The 19,855-nt window shown below is 66.2% G+C and carries 20 protein-coding genes; 11 read left to right on the top strand and 9 right to left on the bottom strand.

Annotated features, from left to right (window positions below; all coding sequences use genetic code 11):
• Window positions 1-51: 51 nt before the first annotated feature.
• From FGU64_RS00290 to pssA, 5 genes are all read left to right on the top strand, one after another.
• On the top strand, window positions 52-378 hold the full coding sequence (locus tag FGU64_RS00290) for a metalloregulator ArsR/SmtB family transcription factor (protein ID WP_139950431.1): 327 nt from the start codon (window positions 52-54) through the stop codon (window positions 376-378).
• A gap of 31 nt (window positions 379-409) precedes the next feature.
• A complete protein-coding gene (locus FGU64_RS00285) occupies window positions 410-2,293 on the top strand; it encodes an ABC transporter ATP-binding protein/permease (RefSeq protein ID WP_139950430.1) in 1,884 nt (627 codons plus the stop codon).
• 69 nt (window positions 2,294-2,362) lie between these two features.
• On the top strand, window positions 2,363-2,734 hold the full coding sequence (locus FGU64_RS00280; RefSeq protein WP_139950429.1) for a YciI family protein: 372 nt from the start codon (window positions 2,363-2,365) through the stop codon (window positions 2,732-2,734).
• An 83-nt stretch (window positions 2,735-2,817) separates the two neighbouring features.
• Entirely contained in the window at window positions 2,818-3,516 is a 699-nt protein-coding gene (locus tag FGU64_RS00275; RefSeq protein ID WP_139950428.1) for a phosphatidylserine decarboxylase, read from the top strand.
• Between the two features lie 8 nt (window positions 3,517-3,524).
• Complete coding sequence (pssA, locus tag FGU64_RS00270; RefSeq protein WP_139950427.1) at window positions 3,525-4,349, top strand: CDP-diacylglycerol--serine O-phosphatidyltransferase; 825 nt, start codon at window positions 3,525-3,527, stop codon at window positions 4,347-4,349.
• A 2-nt stretch (window positions 4,350-4,351) separates the two neighbouring features.
• Here the strand turns inward: pssA and FGU64_RS00265 are convergent, their stop codons facing one another.
• Window positions 4,352-6,580, bottom strand: coding sequence for an AMP-binding protein (locus FGU64_RS00265; RefSeq protein WP_139950426.1), 2,229 nt, complete (start codon window positions 6,578-6,580; stop codon window positions 4,352-4,354).
• Window positions 6,581-6,662: 82 nt separating this feature from the next.
• The gene (gene rarD, locus FGU64_RS00260) at window positions 6,663-7,613 is read right to left on the bottom strand and encodes an EamA family transporter RarD (protein WP_139950425.1); all 951 of its coding nucleotides are present in this window, start codon (window positions 7,611-7,613) and stop codon (window positions 6,663-6,665) included.
• 1,074 nt (window positions 7,614-8,687) lie between these two features.
• Here rarD and FGU64_RS00255 point away from each other — a divergent pair.
• Window positions 8,688-9,626: an IS110 family transposase gene (locus tag FGU64_RS00255; RefSeq protein WP_139950424.1), complete on the top strand. Its 939-nt coding sequence runs from the start codon at window positions 8,688-8,690 to the stop codon at window positions 9,624-9,626.
• A gap of 53 nt (window positions 9,627-9,679) precedes the next feature.
• Here FGU64_RS00255 and cimA read toward each other — a convergent pair whose 3' ends face one another.
• The 5 genes from cimA to cysS form a co-directional block, all read right to left on the bottom strand.
• Window positions 9,680-11,359, bottom strand: coding sequence for a citramalate synthase (gene cimA, locus FGU64_RS00250; RefSeq protein WP_139950423.1), 1,680 nt, complete (start codon window positions 11,357-11,359; stop codon window positions 9,680-9,682).
• A gap of 91 nt (window positions 11,360-11,450) precedes the next feature.
• Window positions 11,451-12,404, bottom strand: a complete 954-nt coding sequence (gene pip, locus FGU64_RS00245; RefSeq protein WP_139950422.1) for a prolyl aminopeptidase — start codon at window positions 12,402-12,404, stop codon at window positions 11,451-11,453.
• A complete protein-coding gene (locus FGU64_RS00240; protein ID WP_136358075.1) occupies window positions 12,401-12,898 on the bottom strand; it encodes a GFA family protein in 498 nt (165 codons plus the stop codon). The genes pip and FGU64_RS00240 overlap by 4 nt, the downstream gene beginning before the upstream one ends.
• Before the next feature lie 140 nt (window positions 12,899-13,038).
• On the bottom strand, window positions 13,039-13,422 hold the full coding sequence (locus FGU64_RS00235) for a VOC family protein (protein ID WP_139950421.1): 384 nt from the start codon (window positions 13,420-13,422) through the stop codon (window positions 13,039-13,041).
• Window positions 13,419-14,852 carry a cysteine--tRNA ligase gene (gene cysS, locus FGU64_RS00230; RefSeq protein ID WP_139950420.1) on the bottom strand — a complete coding sequence of 478 codons (1,434 nt, stop codon included), beginning with the start codon at window positions 14,850-14,852 and terminating at the stop codon, window positions 13,419-13,421. The genes FGU64_RS00235 and cysS overlap by 4 nt, the downstream gene beginning before the upstream one ends.
• A 330-nt stretch (window positions 14,853-15,182) precedes the next feature.
• Here cysS and FGU64_RS23145 point away from each other — a divergent pair, with 330 nt between their 5' ends.
• Window positions 15,183-15,335, top strand: a complete 153-nt coding sequence (locus tag FGU64_RS23145) for a hypothetical protein (protein WP_168734532.1) — start codon at window positions 15,183-15,185, stop codon at window positions 15,333-15,335.
• A 46-nt stretch (window positions 15,336-15,381) separates the two neighbouring features.
• On the opposite strand, the gene FGU64_RS00225 is transcribed toward FGU64_RS23145, so the two are convergent.
• Complete coding sequence (locus FGU64_RS00225; protein WP_139950419.1) at window positions 15,382-16,155, bottom strand: SOS response-associated peptidase; 774 nt, start codon at window positions 16,153-16,155, stop codon at window positions 15,382-15,384.
• A gap of 129 nt (window positions 16,156-16,284) precedes the next feature.
• Here FGU64_RS00225 and FGU64_RS00220 point away from each other — a divergent pair, with 129 nt between their 5' ends.
• From FGU64_RS00220 to FGU64_RS00205, 4 genes are all read left to right on the top strand, one after another.
• Window positions 16,285-16,713, top strand: coding sequence for an NUDIX domain-containing protein (locus tag FGU64_RS00220; RefSeq protein WP_136358235.1), 429 nt, complete (start codon window positions 16,285-16,287; stop codon window positions 16,711-16,713).
• A gap of 49 nt (window positions 16,714-16,762) precedes the next feature.
• Window positions 16,763-17,140 (top strand): TIGR02301 family protein, encoded by a 378-nt coding sequence (locus tag FGU64_RS00215; protein ID WP_168734537.1) that lies wholly within the window; start codon window positions 16,763-16,765, stop codon window positions 17,138-17,140.
• A gap of 153 nt (window positions 17,141-17,293) precedes the next feature.
• Entirely contained in the window at window positions 17,294-17,551 is a 258-nt protein-coding gene (locus tag FGU64_RS00210) for a hypothetical protein (RefSeq protein ID WP_136358065.1), read from the top strand.
• Window positions 17,552-17,685: 134 nt separating this feature from the next.
• Complete coding sequence (locus FGU64_RS00205) at window positions 17,686-18,435, top strand: hypothetical protein (RefSeq protein WP_136358233.1); 750 nt, start codon at window positions 17,686-17,688, stop codon at window positions 18,433-18,435.
• A gap of 11 nt (window positions 18,436-18,446) precedes the next feature.
• Here the strand turns inward: FGU64_RS00205 and FGU64_RS00200 are convergent, their stop codons facing one another.
• Window positions 18,447-19,781, bottom strand: coding sequence for a dihydroorotase (locus FGU64_RS00200; RefSeq protein ID WP_139950418.1), 1,335 nt, complete (start codon window positions 19,779-19,781; stop codon window positions 18,447-18,449).
• Window positions 19,782-19,855 lie beyond the last annotated feature (74 nt).

Raw genomic sequence — 19,855 nt, 5'->3', positions numbered from 1 at the left:
TTCCTTCCGCCTCTTGCGCAAAATCATTCCATCGTTTATCGGCGATGAACGATGGAAACTCTCCTGACAGACGATGACTGCAACGCGTCCGCGTCCAGACGGCTCGCCGAAGGGCTGGCGGCGCTGGCGCATCCCACCCGCATCGAGATCGTGCGGCATCTGGCCGGCCAGCCGGCCTGCTGCTGCCGCGACGTGGTGGACCGGCTCGACCTTGCGCAGTCGACCGTCTCGCAGCACCTGAAGGTGCTGGTGGAAGCCGGGCTGGTGCGCTTTTCCCCCGACCGCCAGCGCTCGCGCTACGAACTCGACCGGGCGGCCCTGAAAGACCTTTCGTCTTCGCTCGCCCGGCTTACCGAAGACTGCTGCGCCGGCTGCTGACCGGCCTGAACGAACCACAAGGCAGACCCCAGTGGCAGACAAGACCGTTTCCGCCGAATCCGGCACGCTGAAGACGCTGCGCAACCTTTGGCCCTATATGTATCCGTCCGACCGGCCGGACCTGCGCTGGCGCGTCACCTGGGCGACGCTGCTTTTGATCGTCGCCAAGCTGGTGCTGGTCGCCGGCCCCTATTTCTTCAAATGGGCGACCGATGCCCTGGCCGGCACCGGCAAATACAATCCGCCGCTGCCCGCTTTCCTCACCGGCGCCATCGCGCTGGTCATCGCCTACAATTTCATGCGGCTGACCCAGGTCGGCTTCAACCAGCTTCGTGACGCGCTGTTCGCGCGCGTCGGCCAGCATGCGGTGCGCCAGTTGGCCCGCCGCACCTTCATACACATGCATCAGCTTTCGCTGCGCTTCCATCTCGAGCGCCGCACCGGCGGCCTGTCGCGCATCATCGAGCGCGGCACCAAGGGCATCGAGACGATCGTGCGCTTCATCATGCTCAGCACCGCGCCGACTGTGCTGGAGTTCGCCCTGACAGCCGCCATCTTCGCCTTCACCTACGGCTGGAAATACGTGGCCGTCGTCGCCGTCACGGTCGTCGTCTATGTCTGGTTCACCGTCAAGGCGAGCGACTGGCGCATCGGCATCCGCCGCGACATGAACGAGAGCGACACCGACGCCAACACCAAGGCGATCGATTCGCTGCTCAATTTCGAGACGGTGAAATATTTCGGCAACGAGGCGATGGAGGCCGAGCGCTTCGACCGCTCGATGGCGCGCTACGAGATCGCCGCCACCCGCATCTGGACCTCACTCGGCTGGCTGAACTTCGGACAGGGGCTGATCTTCGGCGTCGGCACCGCCACCGTCATGTGCATGTCGGCGTGGGAGGTGATGCACGGCAGCCAGACCGTCGGCGACTTCGTCTTCGTCAACGCCATGCTGATCCAGCTTTCCGTACCGTTGAACTTCATCGGCTCCATCTACCGCGAAATCCGCCAGGGCCTGACCGACATTGAGCAGTTGTTCGATCTGCTCGACGCGCGCCAGGAAGTGACCGACAGGCCGGATGCGAAGCCCCTCGCGGTCGGCGTCGGCAGCGTCGCGTTCCGCGACGTGCATTTCGCCTACGACCCGAACCGGCCGATCCTGAAGGGCATTTCCTTCGACGTGCCGGCGGGCAAGACGGTCGCCATCGTCGGCCCGTCGGGCGCGGGCAAGTCGACCATCTCGCGGCTGCTGTTTCGTTTCTACGATGTCCAGTCGGGCGCCGTTCTGGTCGACGGGCAGGACGTGCGCGACGTCACACAGGAGAGCCTGCGGGCGGCGATCGGCATGGTGCCGCAGGATACGGTGCTGTTCAACGACACGATCGCCTACAACATCCGCTACGGCCGGCCGGGCGCCAGCGAGGAGGAGGTGAAGCGGGCGGCGGAACTGGCGCAGATCGGCCCCTTCATCGAGCATCTGCCAGACGGCTACCGCGCCCTGGTCGGCGAGCGCGGGCTGAAGCTTTCCGGCGGCGAGAAGCAGCGTGTCGCGATCGCCCGCACCATCCTGAAGGCGCCGCCGATCCTCATCCTCGACGAGGCGACCTCGGCGCTGGACACGCACACCGAGCAGGAAATCCAGGCAGCCCTCGACCTGGTCAGCCGCGACCGCACCACCATCGTCATCGCCCACCGGCTCTCCACCGTCATCTCCGCCGACGAGATCATCGTGCTCAAGGACGGGGTCATCGCCGAACGCGGAACTCATGCCGCGTTGCTCAGGGAACACGGGCTCTATGCCTCCATGTGGGATCGCCAGCGCGAAGCCACGGAAGCCGAGGAGCGCCTGCGCATCGCGCGCGAAAGCGACAAGGAAGGCATTATCGTGCGCCGGCGCACGGCCGAGGTGAACTGAGGCGGTGTTGCATAGCCTCCGTTTGCCGTATGGTGCGCCGCGCATCGCGAATGACGGAGGATCCCCCGCATGTTCTACGCCATCCTCGCCTACCATGCCAAAGGCGTCGTCGAATCCTGGACGCCGGACGAGGACGCAGCCTTGATGGACGACCTGCTCAAGGTGCATGACCGGCTGGTCAGGGAGGGCCGCATGGGGCCGGCCGCGAGGCTGGGACCGACGGTGGAGGCTCGCACACTGCGCGGCCCCGGCGCGGGAACCGTGCTCGACGGTCCGTTCGCCGAAACCAAGGAACAGCTGCTCGGCCTCTACGTGGTCGATTGCGCCGACGACGAGGCGGCGACCGAGATGGCGCGGCAGTTGCGCGGCGCCAACCCCACCGCCGTCTACGAGATCCGGCCGATCGCGCTCTACGTCCCCGGAGCGCCGCTTTCCCCCTGACCCCCTGCCCGATTGTCGCGTTGCGGCGGGCAGGCGTTTCCGATAGACAGGCCGCACCCTGAAACGGAGCCGCCCCCAGCCCGATGTCTCTTGTCGACACGATCAAGAACACGCTCGTTCCGATCCACCGCGAGGGCTATCCCTTCATCGCCGGCTTCGCCGTGGTGGCGCTGGTCCTCGGCTATTTTTCCTCGATCCTGTTCTGGATCGGCCTCATCCTCACCGCCTGGTGCATCTATTTCTTCCGCGATCCCGAGCGGGTGACGCCGGTGGACGACCGGCTGGTGGTCAGCCCGGCCGACGGCATCGTCTCCGCGGTGGGGCCGGCCGTGCCGCCGCGCGAACTCGGCCTCGGCAGTGCGGAGATGACGCGCATCTCGGTGTTCATGAACGTCTTTTCCTGCCATGTGAACCGCGCGCCGGTGCGCGGCCGCATCAGCCGCATCGAGCATAGGCCCGGCGCCTTCCTGAACGCCGAACTCGACAAGGCCAGCACCGAGAACGAGCGCAACGGCCTCGTCATCGACAGCCCCAACGGTACGGTCGTGGCCGTTCAGATCGCCGGGCTGGTGGCGCGCCGCATCGTCTGCTGGGCCGAGACCGGCGGCGCGCTGGCCATCGGCGAGCGCTTCGGCCTGATCCGCTTCGGCTCGCGCGTCGACGTCTACCTGCCGGCGGGTGCAGCACCGCGCGTCGCCATCGGCCAGACGGCCGTCGGCGGCGAAACCGTCATCGCCGAGTTCGGCGGCGCCGAGGGCGCGCCGCTGGTGCGCGTTTCCTGAGCCCGCCGATGGACAAGCCGTTCAAGCGCTTCGAGCCGCACGGCCAGGGCGGGCCGCGCATCCGCGAGATTCCGCTCAGGCTGATGTTCCCCAACCTGGTGACGGTGCTGGCGATCTGCGCCGGCCTGTCCGGCATCCGCTTCGGCTTCGAGGGGCGCTTCGAGACGGCGACGGTGATGGTGCTGCTCGCCGCCTTCCTCGACGGCATCGACGGACGGCTGGCGCGGCTGCTGAAGGCCACCTCCAAGTTCGGCGCGCAGATGGATTCGCTCGCCGACATCGTCAATTTCGGCGTCGCGCCGGCGCTCGTGCTCTATGCCTACCTGCTCGACCGCGCCGGCTCGCCCGGCTGGATCGCAGCACTCCTGTTCGCCATCGCCTGCGGCATGCGGCTCGCCCGCTTCAACGTGCTGGACGAGCAGAAAGACCGGCCGGCCTGGCAGAACGAATATTTCGTCGGCGTGCCGGCGCCGGCGGGCGCCATGCTGGTCATGCTGCCGCTCTACCTCTCCTTCCTCGGCCTACAGCCGACGCGGCCGATCGCCTTCGCAGCCACCGCGTTCACCGTGCTGGTCGCCTTCCTTTTGGTCAGCCGGCTGCCGGTCTATTCGGGCAAGAGCCTGAAGATCCCGGGCGACCGGGTGCTGCTGGTCATCCTCGCGGTCGCGCTCTACATCCTGCTTCTGGTCAGCTATCCGTGGTACACGCTCACTGCCTCGGTGGTCGCCTACCTCATCTTCCTGCCGTTCAGCGTGCTCGCCTATTCCCGCCGCGCCAAGAAGGAGGGCGAGGCCATCCTGCCGCCCGACGTCGACGAAGGCTCGCGCGACTAGCGTCAGGCCGCCTCGCCGAGGCCGAGCCGGCTGATCGCCAGCCCGCGTGCGGCCACATAATCGGTCTTGCCGGAGCCGAGGACCGGAATCTCCTCGACCTTGACGATATCGCCCGGCACCATCAGTTCGGCCGCGCCATGCGCCTTGCCGAACTTGCGCAATTCCTCCGGATCGGCACTGCGCGTGGTCGTCACCAGTACGATGCGCTCACCGCGCCGCTTGTCCGGCACCGAGACGACGGCATGCCGCTCCTCCGGCCATAGCGCCTGCACCAGCATCTCGACCGCGCCCAGCGACACCATCTCGCCGGCGATCTTGGCGAAGCGCCTGGCGCGGCCGCGAATGGCGAGGAAACCGTCGCGGTCGACGGAGACGATATCGCCGGTGTCATGCCAGCCGTCCGTCAGCGGCTGCAATTCGCCCGGCCGGTCGCCGCTCATATAGCCCATCATCATATTCGGGCCGACGAGCCAGAGGCGCCCGCCCTCGGCGATGCCCTCGACCGGCTCCAGCCGCATGCGCATGCCCGGCAGCAGGCGGCCGACCGTGCCGTCGCGGCCGTGGATGGCGGTGTTGACGGCGACCACGGGGGCGGCTTCCGTCAGGCCGAACCCTTCGATGATCTCGGCGCCGAAGCGCTCGCGCCAGACCTTTCGCGTCTCCGGCTTCACCGCCTCGGCACCGGCGACGACGAAGCGCAGGCTGGAGAAGTCGCCGTCCCTGGCCGTGCGCGCATAGTTGGCAAGGAAGGTGTCGGTGCCAAACATGATGGTCGGCTTCACCTTGCGGGCGATCTCGGGGATCAGCTTGTAGTGCAGCGGCGAGGGATAGAGGAACAGCTTTACGCCCGTCACCAGCGGCAGGATGGTGCCGCCGGTCAGGCCGAAGGAATGGAAGGCGGGCAACACGTTGAGCAGCGTGTCGGCCGGCGAGATGGAAATGCGCGCCTCGGCCTGCATGGCGTTGGCAAGCAGGCTGCGGTGCGACAGTACCACCGCCTTCGGCGAGCCTTCCGAGCCGGAGGTGAACAGGATGACCGCCGGCTTGCCCGCATCCTGCCGCTGCAAGGGCCGGCGCCACAGAAGCGCGGCGAACAGCTTTTCAACCGGACCGACACCGGCGCGCAGGTCTTCCAGCCAGAGGAACTCGGCGCCGCCGGCTTCGACCGCTTGGACGACATCGCCGAGATCGGCCTTCTCGATGAAGGCGCGCGAGGAAACCACCTTGCGGATCACGGCGGTGCGGACCGCCGCCGTGACGCTCGCCGGCCCCGCCGTGTAATTGACCATCGCCGCCACGCGGCCTGCCGACCACAGGCCGAGCAGCGAGAGCACGAGGCCATTGGTGTTGGGCAGGAGCACGCCGACGGCCTCGCCGGGCGCCGTCGCCTTCTCGAAACGCGCCCCCAGCACGCGCGCGCCGGTGAACAGCCTGCGATAGCTCAGCGCACCCGAAACGACGTCCTCGACCACGGGATGCGAGGGACCGACACGGTCCGCGGCATCGCGCATCGCCAGGAACAGCCCGCTATCGAGGTCGGCGGCGGCAAGGCGCGCCTCGGCCAGCCGGTCGAACACGGCGTTGCTGGTGCTTGCCGAACCGTCGCCGTTCAGCGCCACCAGTTCGTCCACCGTCTTCGCTTCCAGCACGCTGATCGAAAGGCGCGGGAACCAGCGGCGACGCAGGCCCTTCGCCGGGTTCAGGGCGAAGGGCAGCGCATTCGCGCCGCCGACGAAGATCGGCACGATGCGGGCCTCCGCCTGCATGGCGATGCGGGTGACGGCGCGGTAGAGCCGGAACGACTTGACGTCCGGCTCGACGGCTTCGGGCATATAGACGGCGAGCCGTCCCCTGCCCTTCAGGACGCGCACAAGCCGGCGGCTGACGAAGACGTGCTCGGCGTTGAAGGCGATGGTGCGGGCCAGTTCGCGCCACGGCTCCAGCCAGGTCGAGGCGGCCGATTTCTCGTCGAGGATATGCAAGGTGTCGTGCGGCAGCAGCGACAGCATCAGCGCGGGATCGATGCGCGAACGGTGCGTGACGATATAGATCACCGGCGCCGATGCATCGCGCGCAAGCGCCATGCGCCGGTCGCCGACGCGCCAGGCGAGCTTGAGCGGAACATAGAGAATCGCCTGCGGCAAGGTGATTCCGAGCCGGATCTTCTCGATCACCCCGATCAGCAGCCAGGCAAAAGCCAAACCGGCAAGCAGCGATGCCGTCAGGATCATGCCGCTTCACTCCCAACCGTCGTTGCATGCGGCTCTTGCCGGCCGCCTCGGAAGCGAGAGCCTAGACGATGTGGAGGCAACGTCAATGCGTCGTGTCGGGCGTCGTGCCAGAGGCCGATCCGCGCGACGCGCCCGCCAGTGCGGTCAGCATCGGCCAGGAATAGATGGCGAGCGCCGCCCAGATCAGGGCGAAAGCGACGGCCTGGGTCATGCCGAAAGGTTCATGGAAGATCAGCACGGCGATGAGGAACACCATGGTCGGCGCGATGTATTGCATGATGCCGATGGTGGACAGCCTGAGCAGCTTGGCGCCGAAGGCGAACATCAGCAGCGGCACCGCCGTGATCGGGCCGCAACACAGGAGCAGCGCCGTGTCCTGCCAGGCGCCCGTGGCGAAATGGCTCTGTCCCGTGGCGGCGAGATAGAGGATATAGCCGAGCGCCGGGATCGACAGGATCAGCACTTCGAGCAGGAAGCCCTGGCTCGGGCCGATGGGCAGTGTCTTGCGGAAGAAGCCGTAGGCGGCGAAGGAGAAAGCCAGCGCCAGCGACACCCAGGGCAGCGTGCCGCTGTCTATCGTCAGCACGACCACGGCGACCGTCGCCAGCCCGACGGCAACGATCTGCAGCCGGCTCAGCCGCTCGCCGAGAAAGATGGCGCCGACCGAGACGCTGACGAGCGGATTGATGTAGTAGCCGAGCGCCGTCTCGACGGTGCGGTCCACCGCGATCGCCCAGACGTAGATGCTCCAGTTGATGGTGATCAGCGCCGCCGTCAGGGCCGCCATGCCCAGCATGCGCGGCGACCTGAGCGCCGTCTTGAAATCGGCCGTCCGGCCGAGCCAGACCAGCACGGCGGCGGCGATCGGCACCGACCAGATGATGCGGTGGGCGACCACTTCCGCCAGCGGCAGATGGGCCACCGCCTTCATGAAGAAGGGCAGCAGGCCCCACAGAAAATAGGCCGCGAGGGCCAGCACGAAGCCCCGGCGGGCTCCGTTGTCGGTGTCTGCGGAAAGTGCCTGTGCGGTCATGGCCCAACCCTATGGCCCAGAGCCGGCATCGATACCATCGCAAATTTCTGATGGCTCAATGGATTTTTGGCGATGGGTGAGTGTCCGCTCCCCGTTTACGGCAGGGTTATCGCATATGGCGCGTTACCCCCTCTCCGTCGCGCCCTACGGGCGCGCCACCTCTCCCCCCGTTTCGGTGGAGAGGATACGCCGGCTGCAACCTTGGTGCCCATCCTCTCCCCTCACGAAGTGGGGGAGAGGTGGCTTGCGAAGCAAGACGGAGAGGGGGAGCGCCATATGCGATAGCCCATGCCATCTGCAATGTTGGCACCGCCCCTCACCCTTACCCTCTCCCCGTGAACGGGGAGAGGGGGACGCCCGCGCCGCGCTTCTCTCTGCGAAAAATCTTCCCGAAATCTATCCCCGTCCTTTTCACCCACCTCATACTGCCTGCCATCTCCTGTGCGGGAACGCGGGTCGCGAACCGGGCGCTTGTGGCGGGAGACGGTGCCGGGCTGGTCGTCTACGGTAGGCGGCTGGGCGATGAACCCCCAAGTCCGGGCCTCGACCGAGCCAGCGGGCCGCCCCAGAAAGGCGGCAGCGACCCTCGGGGAGGCAAGACACCGGCGGGCGCGGGATGCCGCGCCATTACTTAACTTAGCAGGCACGGCCCCCGCGCCCGCTTCCCGACCTCAAGCATAAGAGGTCCGCTCTTTGACAATGGCCAGGGCCGAAAGGCAGCGTGGTGAGGGTGAAACGCGCCGCCTTCCCCCTCCCCCTTGAGGGGGTCCGAAGGACGCCGCCCGCAGGGCGGTGGGAGGGGTCGTTGACCATAGAGCGAGGGCTTCATAGCGTCGGAACAGTTGAGGCGACCCCTCCCGACCCGCTACGCGGGCCACCCTTGTATCTGCACGCAGGCAGGATTTGTGCGAGGAAAGCGACTGAGCCTCGAACCGGATGGCCATCCGGTTCGAGGCTTGGCGAAGTCGCCCGTACACCCTCCGGCCACAACCGCAGGGGAGCCAGGGATCTTCGCCTCGTCACGCACGACCGAATAGTCGCTTGGCTTCAACCGCACGCACAAGGCAGGTTACCGTGAGCAGGACCATTTGTGGAGTTGATGTTTCGAAAGACTGGCTCGACGCCCATGTCGAGCCAGGCGCGACGGCAGAGCGTTTCGGCAACGACGCGGCCGGCATTGCCGGGCTCGCCGGCTTCTGCCGGGACCATGGTGCCGAACTCGCCGTCATGGAGGCGTCGGGCGGCTATGAGCGGCTGGCTTTCCTGCTGCTGTGGCAGGCCGGCCAGCCCTGCGGTATCGTCAACGCGCGCAACGTGCGCTGTTTCGCTGAGGGGATTGGCTTCCTGGAGAAGACCGACCGGATCGACGCCGCCGTCATCGCCCGCTTCGCCGAAGCCAAGCAGATCATGCCGACGCCGCCGCCCAGCCCGGCGCAGGCGCGGCTCAAAGCTCTGATGGTCCGACTTTCCCAGCTCGGCGCCGACCTGACCGTCAACAAGCAGCGCAGGAGCGCGGCGGCCGATGCCGAGACGGTCGCAAGTCTCGAAGAGGTCATCGCGCTGCTCACGCGCCAGAGCCGCCGCATCGAGGGCGAGATCGCCTCGTTGATCGACGACGACCCGCTGTGGGCCAGGCTCGATCGGACCTTCCGCTCGATCAAGGGCGTGGCTTCGCGCACCGTGGCCCGCCTGCTTGCTCAATTGCCCGAAATCGGCATCCTTTCCAACAAGGCAATCGCCAAGCTCGCCGGGCTGGCGCCGATGGCCAACGACAGCGGCAGGCGTAGCGGCCGACGTCACCTGCGCGGTGGCCGCGCCGGGCCGCGCGGTGTGCTCTTTCTCATCGCCAGGCTCGCCGCCAAATACGACCCGCATCTCGCCGCCTTCCATCAGCGGCTGCAGGCCGCCGGAAAAGAGAAGATGGTCATCCGCATCGCGCTCGCCCGCAAGCTACTCGTCATCCTCAACGCAAAAGCACGCGACGCGCGCACCGAGTTCGCAAATGCAACTTGACACCTCAGATAGTCGCTCCCCTCAAGGGGGAGGGGGAAGTCGCGCCACGCGCCCTACTCCGCCGCCACCAGCCCGGCCATCTCGCGGTTCTTCATCAGCTTGTAGCTGATGGAATCCATCAGCGCCTGGAACGAAGCGTCGATGATGTTGTCGGAGACGCCGACCGTCCACCAGCGGGCGCCGGTGCCGTCGTGCGATTCGATCAGCACGCGCGTGATCGCCCCGGTGCCGCCGTTGAGGATACGCACCTTGTAGTCGGCGAGTTCGAGGTCGGCGATCTCGGCCTGATAGCGGCCAAGGTCCTTGCGGAGCGCAATATCCAGCGCATTGACCGGGCCGTGGCCTTCCGCTACCGACATCTTTTCCTCGCCGTCGACCAAAAGCTTCACGATGGCTTCCGAGACGGTTTTCACATGGCCGTTGGCATCGAAGCGGCGCTCGACCATGCAGCGGAAGGACGTGACGGCGAAGAATTCCGGAATGCCCGACAGCATCTTGCGCGCCAGAAGCTCGAAGGAGGCATCGGCGCCTTCGTAGGCGTAGCCTTCGGCCTCGCGCTCCTTGACGACGGCGATCAGCGCGTCCAGCCGATGGTCGTCCTTCGGCACGTCGATGCCGCGCCGCTTCAGTTCAGCGAGGAAATTGGCCTTGCCGCCCTGATCCGATACCATGACGCGGCGGCGATTGCCGACCGTCTCGGGCGGCACATGCTCGTAGGTCGCCGGGTCCTTGGCCAGCGCCGAGGCATGGATGCCGGCCTTGGTGGCGAAGGCGGAAACACCGACATAGGGCGCCTGCGGCTCCGGCGCGCGGTTCAAGAGTTCGTCGAAGGCGCGGGAAAGGCGCGATATGCCGGCAAGCTGCTCGGCCGAAATGCCGAGTTCGAAGCGGTCGGCATAAGCGGGTTTCAGCATCAGCGTCGGGATCAGCGTGATGAGGTTGGCGTTGCCGCAGCGCTCGCCGATGCCGTTCAGCGTGCCCTGGATCTGGCGCACGCCGGCCTCCACCGCGGCCAGCGAATTGGCGACCGCCTGGCCGGTGTCGTCATGGGCGTGGATGCCGAGGTTCTCGCCGGGAATGCCGGCGGCGATCACCTTACCGACGATTTCCCGCACCTCCGAGGGTTGGGTGCCGCCGTTGGTGTCGCACAGCACCACCCAGCGCGCGCCGGCCTCGAAGGCCGCTTTGGCGCAGGCCAGCGCATAGGCCGGATTGGCCTTGAAGCCGTCGAAAAAGTGCTCGCAATCGACCATCGGTTCCTTGCCCGCGGCGCGCGCCGCCTCGACGGAAGCGCGGATGGCGTCGAGATTTTCCTCCTCGGTGCAGCCCAGCGCCACGCGCACATGATAGTCCCAGCTCTTGGCGACGTAGCAGACGGCGTCCGACTTCGCCTGCATCAAGGCGGCGATGCCCGGATCGTTCGAGGCCGAGACGCCGACGCGCTTGGTCATGCCGAAGGCAACGAACTTCGCCGCCCGCGTGCGCTTTTCGGAAAAGAACGCCGTGTCGGTCGGGTTGGCGCCCGGATAGCCGCCCTCGACATAGTCCATGCCGAAGTCGTCCAGCAGCCAGGCGATTGCCGTCTTGTCCTCGACGGAAAAGTCGATGCCCGGCGTCTGCTGGCCGTCGCGCAGGGTGGTGTCGAACAGGTAGAGGCGCGCTTTACCCTCCCCCTTGCGGGGAGGGTCGGCGCGCAGCGCCGGGGTGGGGGTGGCGGGCGTGGAACTGGTCATCTCCACCCCCACCCCGCCTCGCCAACTCCACTGCGTTTCGTTGGCTCATCGACCCTCCCCGCAAGGGGGAGGGTAAAACTCGGCATAGCCATCACACCTTCCCCGCGAACATGTCGGTCGCGTAGATCAGCCGGTCGAGGATGCCGGGCTCGGTGAAGGCATGGCCGGCGCCTTCGACGAGGAAGAATTCCGCCTTCGGCCACGCCTTGTGCAGGGCCCAGGCGTATTTCATCGGGCACGGCATGTCGTAGCGGCCGTGCACGATGACGCCCGGGATGTCCTTCAGCCTGCCGGCATCGCGCAACAGCTGGCCTTCCTCGAACCAGCCGCCATGGACGAAATAGTGGTTCTCGATGCGGGCGAAGGCCAGCGCATAGTCCGCCTCGGCGAAGCGGTCGCTGGTTTCGGGCTCCGGCAGCAGCGTGATGGTCTGGCCTTCCCAGCTCGACCATGCGATGGCGGCCTCGCTTTGCTTCTGCCGGTCGCTGCCGGTCAGGATCCTGCGGTAGGCGGCCATCATGTCGCCGCGCTCGGCTTCCGGGATAGGCGCCTGGAAGCGTTCGAATTTGTCCGGGAACATTTCGGACGCGCCGAACTGGTAGTACCATTCGAGCTCGGCCCGCGTCAGCGTGTAGATGCCTCGCACGACCAGTTCGCTGACCCGCTCGGGATGCGTCTCGGCATAGGCGAGCGCCAGCGTCGAGCCCCACGAACCGCCGAAGACCAGCCATTTGTCGAAGCCGCACAGTTCGCGCAGCCGCTCCATGTCGGCGACCAGATGCCAGGTCGTGTTGGCATCGAGCGAGGCGTAGGGGGTGGACCTGCCGCAGCCGCGCTGGTCGAACAGGACCACGTCGTAAAGCTTCGGATCGAACTGGCACCGCTGCTTGGGCGAAACGCCACCGCCCGGCCCGCCATGCAGGAACACCGCCGGCTTGGCGCCTTTCGTTCCGACGCGCTCCCAATAGATGGTGTGGCCGTCGCCGACGTCGAGCATGCCGGTCTCGAACGGCTCGATCTCCGGGTAGAGGGTGCGCAAGGTCATTTCGATGCTTCTTTCTTTGGCGGCCAGGTTTCGGTGTCGTGGTCGGGATGCTGGTAGGAGACGAGGTCGGCGAGATAGGGCGCTTCGCCGAGGTCGGCCATCGTCTCCTCCTGCGGAAGGCTGCCAATGGCATCGACATAGGGAAGCTTCGCTTCCGTGCCCCACTGGATCGACGGCACGATCTCCTCGGGGTGGTCGAAGGCGCCGATGGCAAGTGCGGTGCCGTCCGGCGCGGTGAAGGCGAGCGGCGTGCCGCATTTGTTGCAGAAGCCGCGCTTCACATGGTTGGACGAGCGGAAGGTGCTCATCCGGCCGCGCGTCCATTCCAGCCGCGCGCCGCGCACCGAGACCAGCGGCGCGTAGAAGGCGCCGAACGCCTTCTGGCACATGCGGCAATGGCAGACCGAGGCGTCGCCCAGCGCGCCCTCGACGCGGAAGCGAACCGCGCCGCACTGGCAGCCGCCGGAATAGGTGGGCCTGTTGTCGAGGCTCATACAAACCTCCCGCATGGACGACGCCAATACCCCCACCCCTTTCCCGCAAGGGGGAGGGGAATGCCAGCGTCGCGGAATCCCCCTCCCCCTTGCGGCGAGGGGTTAGGGGTGGAGGTCAGGGCAAGGCAAACCATCTTTGCTTACTCCGGGTTGTGGCAGACGGCCTCGATGTTGTTGCCGTCGGGATCGTAGACGAAGGCGCCGTAGTAGTTGGGATGGTAGTGCGCACGGATACCGGGCTTGCCGTTGTCGCGGCCGCCAGCCGCCATAGCCGCCTCGTAGAAGGCGTCAACTTCGGCGCGGGTGTCGGCGGTGAAGGCATAATGCCGGCCCGACCCCGGCTCGCCGGACTCGTGCAGCCAGAACTGCGGCCGGTCGTAGCCATAGCCGCCGACCTTGACGCCGCCGGTGTATTCCTCCGGCACCATCATCACCAGCGAGGCGCCGAGAGGTGCAAGCGCTGCGTCATAGAACCTTTTGGCGGCATCGAAATCCTTCACCGCAATGCCCGTATGGTCGATCATCGCTTTACCTCCCATGTCGTGATGCGCTCACCCGTCGCCGGGTCCTTGCCGTCCTTCAGCTGGATGCCTTTCGCCAGCAATTCGTCGCGGATGCGGTCGGCTGCGGCCCAGTCCTTCGCCGCGATCACCGCCAGACGGCGGGCGATCGCCTCGGCGACGGCCTTCTCGTCAACCTCGGCCGCTCCGGTTTCAAAACCGAGGAAAGCGAGCGCCGCCTTGACTGCCGACGCGGCAGCGCCATCCTCACCGGCCTCGCCCGCCAGCAGCGTCAGCGCCTGGAAGGCGGCGTAGGTGGCGAGGTCGTCGGACAGGGCTTCGAGGACGGCAGCGGGAACGGCCGCCTCACGACCCTCGGCAAGGTCGGCCGCCCGCTTCCATTTGCGCAGCGTGTTCTCGGCCTCCTCCAGCTTGCGCACGGAAAAGTCGATCGGCTCGCGATAGTGCGTCATCAGCATGGCGAGCCTCAGCACTTCGCCCGGCCACTTACGACCGCCGAACGTGTCGGTCTCCAGCAATTCGTGGATGGAATAGAAGTTGCCGAGGCTCTTGGACATCTTCTGGCCTTCCACCTGCAGGAAGCCGTTGTGCATCCAGACATTCGCCATCGCGTGCGTGCCGTGGGCGCAGCGCGACTGGGCGATCTCGTTCTCGTGGTGCGGGAAGATCAGGTCGAGCCCGCCGCCATGGATGTCGAACACCTCGCCGAGATAGGCCGACGACATGGCCGAGCATTCGATGTGCCAGCCAGGACGCCCCCTGCCCCACGGCGACTCCCAGCCGGGCTCCTCGGCCGAGGACAGCTTCCACAGGACAAAATCCTGCGGGTTCTTCTTGTGCGCGTCCACCGCGATGCGCGCGCCGGCCTGCTGCTCGTCCAGCGGCCGCTTGGAAAGCTGGCCATAGTCCGGCATGGAGGCCGTGTCGAACAGCACTTCGCCATTCGATTCATAGGCATGGCCGCGCTCGATGAGAGATTGAATCAGGCCGATCATGTCGGTCTTGCCGTCGGCACGGGGCTGGACGAACTCGGTGGCGCGCGGCTCGACCGTCGGCGGCAGGCAGCCGAGGGTGGCGACATCCTTGTGGAACTGGTCGGCGGTCTTTTCGGTGACGCGGCGGATCGCTTCGTTCAGCGTCAGTGTGCCGGCGTCGATCTCGGCGCCGAAATCGCGCAAGGCGCGGGCGTTGATCTTGTCATCCACGTCGGTGATGTTGCGCACATAGGTTACGTGGTCGACACCGTAGAAGTGACGCAGCAGGCGGAACAGCACGTCGAAGACGATGACGGGCCGCGCATTGCCGATATGGGCGAAGTCGTAGACCGTCGGCCCGCAGACATACATGCGCACGTTTTCGGTATCGATGGGGACGAAGTCCTCCTTCGCGCGGGTCAGGGTATTGTAAAGGCGAAGTCCCTTGAAACCGGACATAAAGCTCCCTCGGCCTGCTGGCCGGGGCGTTTGTCCTGTCAATCAAGATGAGGCGAAAACGTCCGGACCAGCGCGTGCGCTAGCCAATAATCGAAATGCCGCAAATGGCGAAAGACGTTTCCATGCGCGCGCTTTATCGCCTTGGCCGCCGTTGCCGTCAAGTCCGAGTCGCGAATGGCAAGCCGCCGAAACAAATTGTTAAGCATCCCGCCACGGTGTCGGAGCATTTAGGTCCTACATTGCAAGAACTGTCACGATTTGGGCGAAATCGCCCATCATGTGCAACGCCCAAGGGGGAAGCTTCCCCTGGGGACACAAGGGACAGAGCAAATGAAACGCAGCAAGAAGGACGTTCGCGCCAAGCAACCGGCGCTCGCCAATCAATACAGGGCCATCGGGCCTGCGGCGGTAGCCGCCGCACTTCTTCACGTGACCAGGAAGAAGAAGACCGAGCAGAAATTCATCGCGCCGCGCGCGGCCTGAGACTTCGGCCTCCGACCGTAACCGGTCCAGGCAAGGCGACGCCGCCTCAGAACAGCGTCATCTGATCGTCCGAGGCGCCGGGGTTCCGGCGCTTCGCTTTTTCAGGCTCCGCCGCCGCAGTAGGCGCGACATGGCGCTCCTGGATCGACGGTTCGCTGTTGGCGACCTTGTTCACCGCCTCCGAAACCGGGATCGCCTCGAAAAATCCCGGATCGGCGGGCCGCAGGAGGTCCGCCACGTCACGCGGCTCCTGGTTGCGGCAATCCAGCCAGCGCGCGAAATCCTGCGGCCCGATCACCACCGGCATGCGCTCGTGGATGCCGGCGAGATCGGAATTGGCGTTCGTCGTCAGGATGGCGCCGGTGTCCATTTCCGAACCGCCGGGCTCGGCATAGGTTTCGACCAGCGCGGCGAATGCGACGAGCCCGCCCTGCCGCGGGCGCACCCAATAGGGCTGGCCCTTGCGGCCATTCGCCTGCTTCTTCCATTCGTAGAAGCCGGAAGCCGGCACCAGCGCACGGCGATGGCGCATGGCGGCCTTGAAGGACGCCTTGCCGGCCGCTTCTTCCGAGCGCGCATTGAACAGCAACGGGAAATCGCGCGTGTCCTTCACCCAGGCCGGGATCAGACCCCAGCGCACCAGCATGGCCATGCGATCCGGCAGGTTGGAACCGGGCTCGCGCGGGCCGGCAGACAGGACCGCTAGGATCGGCTGGGTCGGCGCGATGTTGTACCGCGCCGGAAAATCCTCGATCTCGCCAAGCCCGAGAAACGCCGCCGTCTGGTCCGGCGTCGCGGTCAGCGCGAAGCGTCCGCACATGATTTCGCCTCTGAATTCGTAGTCGCCACAAGGTGGCGATGGAAGTGCGCCAGTGCAACCGCTAAAGATCGGTCACGGGCGCCGGTCCACAGGCCGCTGCCTCCAGAAGGTTTTGGGCAGATGGCTGGCATGACAGGTTTGCGCAAGGAGATTCCGGCCGTTTCGGTCGCCGTCGTGCGCGGCGCCACGGTGCTGCTGGTCAAGCGCGCCCTGCCGCCCTCACAAGGGCTCTATGCCTTTCCGGGCGGCAAGGTGGAGCTAGGCGAAACGCTGGAAGAAGCGGCGCGGCGCGAACTTATCGAGGAAACGACGCTCGCGGCGCGAAATTTCCGGCCGCTGGAGACGATCTTCATCGCAGGCGCTGCGGAAGGCCATCCGGTGGACTATCGGCTCACCGTCTTCGGCGCCGACCATGCCGGCGGCGAACCGCAGGCCAGCGACGACGCCGAAACCGCCGCCTTCTACACGCTGGCCGAAATGGCGGCACTGCCGCTGGCCGATTCGGTCTTTACCATCGCAACCGAATTGCTGGCGCACGGCGAAAAAGCCGGAGACTAACGCCACGGCCCGCCTTGCAGCCGACAAATTGTTTCGCCACAAAGGCTTAATCATGCGCGCCTCGCCCCTTCTCTGCGTCTGCCTTGCCGCCGCCCTGTGCAGCTCGGCGGTGCGCGCCGAGGCCGTCGAGGCGCCGTTCGAGCCCGGCCTGATGCGGCTGGCGGAAATCCTCGGCTCGCTGCATTTCCTGCGTAACCTGTGCGGCGAAAAGGGCGACCAGTGGCGCATCGAGATGGAGAAGCTGCTGGAGTCGGAAAACCCCGACCCGGACCGCCGCGCTCGCTTCATCGCCTCCTTCAATCGCGGCTACCGTTCCTTCGGCTCCAGCTACAGCCGGTGTACCGCTTCCGCAACGGAAGCCATCAATCGCTACATGAAGGAGGGCGAGGCCCTGTCGCGCGACATCGCTTCGCGCTATGGCAATTAAGGGTTATGGCAATTAAGGGGCCGTTAACTTTTCCGGCAAAGGCGGCGTGCAGTCGCGCCATCCTGTGCTAGAGTCTTAACGGGACATTAAAGGGACGACTCAAGTTTGATCCGCATTTGAAGGATCGCTGCTTGAAACGGGTGGTAGTTGCGTATGGAACACAGTGTCAGCGATATCGATGCCCTGGTCAGGGAGGAAAAGCGCCTGACCGCAGTTGAAAGCCATAACGAGGCCTGGGCCGAGGGGCTTTCGGCCGGCATCGAGCCCGAGATCATTGCCGAAGCGGCACTGGAAACGGCGTTCGGCGAGATTCTGCGCACCAACGGCGAGACGGCGGCCCTTGCCCTGCTCGACCGGATGCGTGAAAAGGTGATTGCCGGCGCGTTCGGCCCCGAGCAGTTGCGGCACTGAACGGCAACCGGCTCGCGGCCCGACCGCGAGAAGGCGGTGGCGTTCGGGCTTTCGCCCGGCACATGGAGATGCGGGCAGTGCGTGCTTTTCCGTCAGACAACCGGCGCGGCCTTGCCGTTCGCTTCTGGCTGGCCATGTCCCTGAGCGCGATGGCCCCGCTCGTCCTCTGCACCGGCCCGGCGTTTGCCCTTTCCGAAATCCAGCGGGAGGAACTGCCCGCGCCCAATCAGCCGCCCGCCGGCGAGGACGCGTCGCAGCCGGAAATGACGGTGCCGATGCCCGATCCCGTCGAAGCGCCGCCCGCCACCGGCAGCGAACCTGCCTCGCCCGAGGACGGACAGGCGCCCGAACAGGTCGAACCGGCCAAGCCGGACGACGGCAAAACCGAAAATCCGCGCCCCGAGGCCGCCCAGCCGTTGCCGGAAGTCCATTACGACCTGCAGTCGCTTCCCGAACCGGTGCGGCGCATGCACAGCCTTCTGGTCGAGGCCTGCAAGAGCGGCGATATCGAGAAACTCAGGCCGCTGATCGGCACGGGCGAGACGGCGACCCAGCTTTCGCTGACAGAAATCGACGGCGACGCGATCGCCTTCCTGAAGGGACTGTCCGGCGATTCGGAAGGGCAGGAAATCCTCGCCATCATGGAAGAGGTGCTGAATGCCGGCTACGTACATCTCGATGCCGGAACGCCGCAGGACCTCTATGTCTGGCCCTATTTCTTCGCCATGCCGCTGGACAAGCTGGACGCGCGCCAGCGGGTCGAGCTGTTCAAGATCGTCACCGCCGGTGACTACGACGACATGAAGCAGTTCGGCGCCTACATCTTCTACCGGCTGGGCATCACGCCCCAGGGCCACTGGGCCTTCTTCGTGGCGGGGGATTGACGCCGCCGCCGTCAGGCAGCGGCCACCGCCTCGGAAAACTCCACCGCCCTGCCCTGCGAAGGCGTGACGATCTCGCCCTCCCACATGACGCGCCGACCCCGGATGACGGTGCCGACCGGCCAGCCCGTAACGGTGCGACCGTCATGCGGCGTCCAGCCGGCTTTCGAGCCTTGTTGCGCATTGGTGATGGTGCCGCGCCGCCGCAAATCCACGATGGTGAAATCGGCGTCGTAGCCGGCGGCAATGCGACCCTTGCGAGCCATGCCGAAGATGCGCTGCGGACCGTGGCTGGTGAGATCGACGAAACGCTCGATGGTGAGTCGGCCGGCGTTCACATGGTCGAGCATCACCGGCACCAGGGTTTGCACGCCGGTCATGCCGGACGGCGAGGACGGATAGGGCTTCTGCTTTTCTTCCAGCGTGTGCGGCGCGTGGTCGGAGCCGAGCACATCGACGATGCCCTGCGCGATACCGTGCCAGACGCCGTCGCGATGGCGCTCGGCGCGCACCGGCGGGTTCATCTGCAGCAGCGTGCCCAGCCGCGCATAGTCCTCTGCCGTGAAGGTCAGGTGATGCGGCGTTGCCTCGCAGGTGGCGACATCCTTGTGCCGTTCGAGGAAAGCGATCTCCTCAGCGGTGGAGATGTGCAGCACATGGATACGCGCTCGGGTCTGTCGGGCGATGCGCACCAGCCGCTCCGTGCAGGTGAGCGCCGCGATCTCGTCGCGCCAGACCGGATGCGAGGACGGATCGCCGGCGATGCGCTCGCCCAGCCGCTCGCGCAGGCGGAACTCGTCCTCTGAGTGGAAGGCGGCGCGGCGGCGCGTGTTGCGCAGGATCGAGGCGACGCCCTCGTCGTCCTCGACCAGAAGATCGCCGGTGGAGGAGCCCATGAAGACTTTTATCCCGGCCGCACCCGGCAGGCGTTCCAGTTCGCCGACATCAGAAGCGTTCTCGCGCGTGCCGCCGACCCAGAAGGCGAAATCGCAGTGCATGCGCCCGGTGCCGCGCCGCACCTTGTCGGCGAGCGCGGCCTCGCTGGTGGTCAGCGGATTGGTGTTGGGCATTTCGAAGACGGCGGTGACGCCGCCCAAAACGGCCGCGCGCGAACCCGTTTCCAGATCTTCCTTGTGTTCCAGTCCCGGCTCGCGGAAATGCACCTGGCTATCGACAACGCCCGGCAGCACATGCAGGCCGGTGCAGTCGACCGTCTCTCCGGCGGATGCCCGGCCAAGGTCGCCGATCGCGGCAATGCGACCACCCTTGACGCCGACATCGCGGACGCCCTTGCCGTCCTGATTGACCACCGTGCCGCCTGTCAGGATCAAGTCGAACGTGGCTGCCATGGCGGGTCTGCTCTCTTGCGGGGACAATGCCAGCGGCTTACGTAATGGCCGACCGTTTTGCAAGTTTGGACCCC

The sequence above is a fragment of the Mesorhizobium sp. 8 genome (assembly GCF_006351905.1).
Classification (GTDB): Bacteria; Pseudomonadota; Alphaproteobacteria; order Rhizobiales; family Rhizobiaceae; genus Mesorhizobium; species Mesorhizobium composti.
Note: the sequence above shows the minus strand (reverse complement) of the source record. Positions and strands in the feature narration are given on the sequence as shown.

Excerpts from the sequence above, each read along its gene's own strand:
- FGU64_RS00290 (WP_139950431.1), top strand. The coding sequence starts at position 52 with ATGGAAACTCTCCTGACAGACGATGACTGCAACGCGTCCGCGTCCAGA.
- FGU64_RS00280 (WP_139950429.1), top strand. The coding sequence starts at position 2,363 with ATGTTCTACGCCATCCTCGCCTACCATGCCAAAGGCGTCGTCGAATCC.
- FGU64_RS00275 (WP_139950428.1), top strand. The coding sequence starts at position 2,818 with ATGTCTCTTGTCGACACGATCAAGAACACGCTCGTTCCGATCCACCGC.
- pssA (WP_139950427.1), top strand. The coding sequence starts at position 3,525 with ATGGACAAGCCGTTCAAGCGCTTCGAGCCGCACGGCCAGGGCGGGCCG.
- FGU64_RS00265 (WP_139950426.1), bottom strand. The coding sequence starts at position 6,580 with ATGATCCTGACGGCATCGCTGCTTGCCGGTTTGGCTTTTGCCTGGCTG.
- rarD (WP_139950425.1), bottom strand. The coding sequence starts at position 7,613 with ATGACCGCACAGGCACTTTCCGCAGACACCGACAACGGAGCCCGCCGG.
- cimA (WP_139950423.1), bottom strand. The coding sequence starts at position 11,359 with ATGACCAGTTCCACGCCCGCCACCCCCACCCCGGCGCTGCGCGCCGAC.
- pip (WP_139950422.1), bottom strand. The coding sequence starts at position 12,404 with ATGACCTTGCGCACCCTCTACCCGGAGATCGAGCCGTTCGAGACCGGC.
- FGU64_RS00240 (WP_136358075.1), bottom strand. The coding sequence starts at position 12,898 with ATGAGCCTCGACAACAGGCCCACCTATTCCGGCGGCTGCCAGTGCGGC.
- FGU64_RS00235 (WP_139950421.1), bottom strand. The coding sequence starts at position 13,422 with ATGATCGACCATACGGGCATTGCGGTGAAGGATTTCGATGCCGCCAAA.
- cysS (WP_139950420.1), bottom strand. The coding sequence starts at position 14,852 with ATGTCCGGTTTCAAGGGACTTCGCCTTTACAATACCCTGACCCGCGCG.
- FGU64_RS23145 (WP_168734532.1), top strand. The coding sequence starts at position 15,183 with ATGAAACGCAGCAAGAAGGACGTTCGCGCCAAGCAACCGGCGCTCGCC.
- FGU64_RS00225 (WP_139950419.1), bottom strand. The coding sequence starts at position 16,155 with ATGTGCGGACGCTTCGCGCTGACCGCGACGCCGGACCAGACGGCGGCG.
- FGU64_RS00220 (WP_136358235.1), top strand. The coding sequence starts at position 16,285 with ATGACAGGTTTGCGCAAGGAGATTCCGGCCGTTTCGGTCGCCGTCGTG.
- FGU64_RS00210 (WP_136358065.1), top strand. The coding sequence starts at position 17,294 with ATGGAACACAGTGTCAGCGATATCGATGCCCTGGTCAGGGAGGAAAAG.
- FGU64_RS00205 (WP_136358233.1), top strand. The coding sequence starts at position 17,686 with ATGTCCCTGAGCGCGATGGCCCCGCTCGTCCTCTGCACCGGCCCGGCG.
- FGU64_RS00200 (WP_139950418.1), bottom strand. The coding sequence starts at position 19,781 with ATGGCAGCCACGTTCGACTTGATCCTGACAGGCGGCACGGTGGTCAAT.